This is a genomic window from Pseudomonas sp. 05T35, from assembly GCF_056396605.1.
Genome location: NZ_JBFTLU010000315.1, coordinates 1 through 5,436 on the forward strand (window position 1 = coordinate 1; position 5,436 = coordinate 5,436).

Consider the following 5,436-nt stretch of genomic DNA (forward strand, 5'->3'; position numbering starts at 1 on the left):
CGCGCAGGTCCAGGTCCAGAACAAACTGAACCTGGCCACCCCGCTGCTGCCGCAAGAAGTGCAGCAACAGGGTATCCGCGTGACCAAGGCAGTGAAAAACTTCCTGATGGTCATCGGCGTGGTCTCGCGCGACGGCAGCATGACCAAGGACGACCTGTCCAACTACATCGTTTCCAACATGCAGGACCCGATCTCGCGGACTGCGGGTGTCGGTGACTTCCAGGTGTTTGGTGCCCAGTACGCCATGCGTATCTGGCTCGACCCGGCCAAGTTGAACAACTTCAACCTGACCCCGGTCGATGTCAAAACCGCCATCGCTGCGCAGAACGTCCAGGTTTCCTCCGGTCAACTCGGTGGCTTGCCCGCCCTGCCCGGCCAGCAACTGAACGCCACGATCATCGGCAAGACCCGCTTGCAGACGGCCGAGCAGTTCAAGGAAATTCTGCTGCGGGTCAACAAGGACGGCTCGCAGGTTCGCCTGTCTGACGTTGCCGATGTCGGCCTCGGTGGCGAGAACTACAGCATCAGCGCCCAGTTCAACGGCAGCCCGGCTTCCGGTCTGGCAGTGAAACTGGCCAACGGCGCCAACGCCCTCGACACCGCCAAGGCCCTGCGCAAGACCATCGACAACCTCAAGCCATTCTTCCCGGAAGGGATGGAAGTGGTGTTCCCGTACGACACCACTCCGGTGGTGACCGAATCGATCAAGGGTGTGGTTGWAACCCTGGTCGAAGCGATCGTGCTGGTGTTCCTGGTGATGTTCCTGTTCCTGCAAAACTTCCGCGCCACGGTCATCACCACCATGACCGTACCGGTGGTGCTGCTGGGTACCTTCGGGATCCTCGCGGCGTTCGGCTTCAGCATCAACACCCTGACCATGTTCGGTATGGTGCTCGCCATCGGCTTGCTGGTGGACGATGCCATCGTCGTGGTGGAAAACGTCGAACGGGTGATGAGCGAAGAAGGACTCTCACCCAAGGAAGCCACCAAGAAATCCATGGGCCAGATCCAGGGCGCACTGGTCGGTATCGCACTGGTGCTGTCGGCGGTACTGCTGCCGATGGCGTTCTTCAGCGGTTCGACCGGGGTGATCTACAAGCAGTTCTCGATCACCATCGTTTCGGCCATGGCCCTTTCGGTATTGGTTGCCCTGATCTTCACCCCGGCGCTCTGCGCCACCATGCTCAAGGCGATTCCGAAAGGCGATCACGGCACTCCGAAACGCGGCTTCTTCGGCTGGTTCAACCGTAACTTCGACCGTAGCGTAAGAAGCTACGAGCGCGGTGTCGGCAACATGCTCAAGCACAAGGCGCCGTACCTGCTGGCCTACATCATCATCGTGGTCGGCATGATCTGGCTGTTCACCCGCATTCCAACGGCGTTCCTGCCGGAAGAAGACCAGGGCGTACTCTTTGCCCAGGTCCAGACCCCGGCCGGCTCTACCTCCCAGCGCACCCAAGTGGTCGTGGACGAGATGCGTGAATTCCTGCTGCGTCCTGGCAAGGACGGCGGTGAAGGCGATGCAGTGAACTCGGTGTTTACCGTGACCGGCTTCAACTTCGCCGGCCGTGGCCAGAGTTCGGGCATGGCGTTCATCATGCTCAGGCCATGGCACGAGCGGAATGCCGACAACAGCGTGTTCAAGGTTGCGGCCCGTGCCCAACAGCACTTCTTCACCTTCCGTGACGCCATGGTGTTCGCTTTCGCGCCACCGGCGGTACTGGAATTGGGTAACGCCACCGGTTTCGACGTATTCCTGCAGGATCGCGCCGGCATCGGTCACGACAAGTTGATGGCTGCCCGCAACCAGTTCCTCGGTATGGCGGCGCAGAGCAAGGTGCTGTCGCAGGTCCGTCCGAACGGTCTGAACGACGAACCGCAATACCAGCTGGAAATCGACGATGAAAAGGCCAGTGCCTTGGGCATCACGATGACCGACATCAACAACACGCTGTCGATCGCGCTGGGCAGTAGCTACGTCAACGACTTCATCGACCGTGGTCGGGTGAAAAAGGTTTACGTACAAGGCCAGCCGGGTGCTCGCATGAGCCCTGAAGACCTGAAGAAATGGTATGTACGCAACAGCCAGGGCGCCATGGTTCCGTTCTCCGCGTTCGCCAAGGGCGAGTGGATCTACGGCTCGCCGAAGCTGGCGCGTTACAACGGCGTAGAAGCGATAGAAATCCTCGGGGCGCCAGCGCCTGGTTACAGCACTGGTGAAGCCATGGCCGAAGTCGAAGCCCTGGCCCAGAAACTGCCGGCAGGCGTGGGTATTTCCTGGACCGGTCTGTCGTATGAGGAACGTCTGTCCGGCTCGCAAGCTCCGGCGCTGTACGCCTTGTCGTTGCTGATGGTCTTCCTCTGTCTGGCGGCGCTGTACGAAAGCTGGTCGATTCCGATTGCGGTAATGCTGGTTGTACCGCTGGGGATCATCGGTGCCCTGCTCGCCACCAGCCTGCGCGGTCTGTCCAACGACGTGTACTTCCAGGTGGGTCTGTTGACCACGATCGGTCTGGCGGCGAAAAACGCCATTCTGATTGTCGAATTTGCCAAGGAACTGCATGAACAAGGGCGCAGCCTGGTCGATGCCGCGATCGAAGCCTGTCGGATGCGTTTGCGACCGATCATCATGACCTCGCTGGCCTTCGTCCTCGGCGTGGTACCGCTGGCCATCTCCACCGGCGCAGGTTCGGGTAGCCAGCATGCGATCGGTACCGGGGTTATCGGCGGTATGCTGACGGCCACCGTACTGGCGATCTTCTGGGTCCCACTGTTCTTTGTCACCGTGTCGTCGATGGGTCAACGCAAAACTGCGGATCAGGATGACGTCGCTATAGAAACTTCTAAAGAGGCTGGCCAATGAGCAAGTCGCTACTCTCCCTAGCCATCGCCGCGTTCGTGCTCGGTGGCTGCTCGCTGATACCGGATTATCAGCAGCCTGCGGCACCGATTGCGTCGCAATACCCACAAGGTCCGGCGTATTCGCCGGCCCAGGCCGCCAGCCAGGCTGCCGCCGAACAAGGCTGGAAGCAATTTTTCCGTGACCCGGCGCTGCAACAGCTGATCCAGACCGCTCTGGAAAACAACCGCGACCTGCGTGTCGCGGCGCTGAACATCGACGCCTTTGCGGCCCAATACCGCATCTCGCGCGCCGACCTGTTCCCGGCCGTCTCGGCGACCGGTAGCGGCAGCCGTCAGCGGATTCCGGCGCGAGCCTCGCAGACCGGCAAAGAGGGCATCAACGCCAGCTACTCGGCCACCGTGGGCGTCAGCGCCTATGAGCTCGACCTGTTCGGTCGCGTTCGCAGCCTGAACGAACAAGCGCTGCAAAACTACTTCGCCACTGAAGAGGCACGCCGCAGCACCCAGATCAGCCTGGTGGCCAGCGTGGCCAACGCCTACCTGACCTGGCAGGCCGACAAGGAACAGCTGAAACTGTCCCAGGACACCCTCGCCACCTTCGAAGAAAGCTACCGGCTCACCTCCCGTAGCAATGAAGTCGGCGTGGCTTCGGCGCTGGACCTGAGCCAGTCGCGTACGGCCGTGGAGACCGCCCGGGTCCAACAGGCGAAATTCACTCGCCTGGTTGCCCAGGACGAAAACAGCCTGGCGCTGCTGTTGGGCACCGGTGTACCGGCCAATCTGGCAGCGGGCCAGCCGTTGTCCGATGACCTGCTCAGCGAAGTACCGGCCGGTCTGCCGTCCGACCTGCTGCAACGTCGCCCGGACATCCTTGAAGCCGAACACAAGCTCAAGGCTGCCAACGCCAACATCGGCGCGGCACGGGCAGCGTTCTTCCCGAGCATCAGCCTGACCGCCAATGCCGGCACCCTGAGCCCGGATCTGTCCGGTCTGTTCAAGGGTGGTTCGGGGACCTGGCTGTTCCAGCCGCAAATCAACCTGCCGATCTTCAATGCCGGTAGCCTGAGCGCMAGCCTGGATTACTCGAAAATCCAGAAAGACATCACGATCGCGCAGTACGAGAAGTCGATCCAGACCGCCTTCCAGGAAGTCTCCGACGGCCTCGCTGCACGCCTGACCTTCAACGAACAGTTGCAGGCCCAGCGTGATCTGGTGGCCGCCAACCAGAACTACTACCGCCTGGCCGAACGTCGCTACCGCATCGGTGTCGACAGCAACCTGACCTTCCTCGACGCCCAGCGTCAGTTGTTCACTGCGCAGCAATCGTTGATCACCGACCGCCTGTCGCAACTGATCAGCGAAGTAAACCTGTACAAGGCTCTCGGCGGTGGCTGGAACGCACAAACCGCGAAGAACGAGCCGGTGAAAGAAGAAGCGCCGAAGCTGAAGATGTTCTAATAACACCCGTAAGAACGAAGCCCACCATTTGGTGGGCTTTTTTTTGGGCTGTGTCTCGTCCTGAATAAGGTTTACACCTTCTGACTTATCTTCAGGAGGAACTAATGGATACGGGAAAAAGGCGCTGTAGCCTCTGATGGGCACAGCATGGGCAAGCTTAAACACCTGTCGTAGCAGCTGCCGAGCCTGCGAGGCTGCGTTCGGCTGCGAAGCAGTCGTAAAATCTTGCAACACGTTCATTCCGGTAAACCGCGTATGCAGGGTTGGCGAGGACTGCGTCCTCGGACGCAGCCTCGCGGGCTCGACAGCTGCTACGCGGGRGCCGCGTTCTTATCTGTTACTCCGGTGGATCRAGRTGATCCAGWGCGCGATTCACCGCCAAYTCGGCCAGSGAAATCATCTGCTGAATMGCCAGYGCGGTATTGCGYTTGGGGCCTTCGAGGTCGAACGCCAGATCGCTGGCCATGACATTGGCCGAGGCGAGGGTTTCGCAGGCGTGGGCCAATAGGGTTTCAGAGTCGACGTCGGGGGCGATGACGAAAATGCAGCCGGGGCGTCGGTCGGCCAATAGCTGCTTGGTCTCGGGTAGCACCAGGTAATGGTCGAGCGCGCGGTGCGCGGCGGCGTGGAGTTCTTTTGAGTCGAGGGTGGCGTAGGGAGAGGTGCTTTCGGTATCAGGGGGATTGGGAGTGGCTTTGAACATTGGCTTAGCTCTCTTTGAGTGAGGCTGCAACCTGCTCGCGACTAAACGAATGGGTGGCGGCTGTACGCAGGTTAGTCGACCGACGAGCTAAGAAATCGGCGCGCCCGAGGGCGCCCTGCGCACAGCCACCATCAAGTGCAGGGATGGGATACCTGACTGATTGGCACTGATGCGACTTAGCTACGACAGGCGACTAAACCCGATCACTGATGGGCAGTGACACGGAAACAATAGAGGCGACGACCAAGGCGCACAAGCCGGCGGATTCTGGCGCAGGTGTAGGCCGCGACGCAAGGCGCTGTAGCCTCTGATGGGCACCGCGTGGGCAAGCTTAAACACCCGTTGTAGCAGCTGCCGAGCCCGCGAGGCGGCGTTCGAGGACGCAGTCCTCGCAAATCCTGCGTACGCGGTTT

The 5,436-nt window shown here is 60.6% G+C and carries 3 protein-coding genes; 2 read left to right on the forward strand and 1 reads right to left on the reverse strand.

The window, feature by feature from the left end:
• Together AC1DH9_RS21295 and adeC are read left to right on the forward strand one after the other, a co-directional pair.
• The coding region (locus tag AC1DH9_RS21295) for an efflux RND transporter permease subunit (RefSeq protein WP_477808733.1) at positions 1 to 2,863 on the forward strand (2,863 nt) is incomplete at its 5' end.
• Positions 2,860 to 4,320 carry an AdeC/AdeK/OprM family multidrug efflux complex outer membrane factor gene (gene adeC, locus AC1DH9_RS21300; RefSeq protein ID WP_427536831.1) on the forward strand — a complete coding sequence of 487 codons (1,461 nt, stop codon included), beginning with the start codon at positions 2,860 to 2,862 and terminating at the stop codon, positions 4,318 to 4,320. The genes AC1DH9_RS21295 and adeC, both read left to right, overlap by 4 nt.
• 337 nt (positions 4,321 to 4,657) lie before the next feature.
• On the opposite strand, the gene AC1DH9_RS21305 is transcribed toward adeC, so the two are convergent.
• Positions 4,658 to 5,023, reverse strand: a complete 366-nt coding sequence (locus AC1DH9_RS21305; RefSeq protein WP_427536833.1) for a DUF6124 family protein — start codon at positions 5,021 to 5,023, stop codon at positions 4,658 to 4,660.
• Between the last annotated feature and the right edge of the window lie 413 nt (positions 5,024 to 5,436).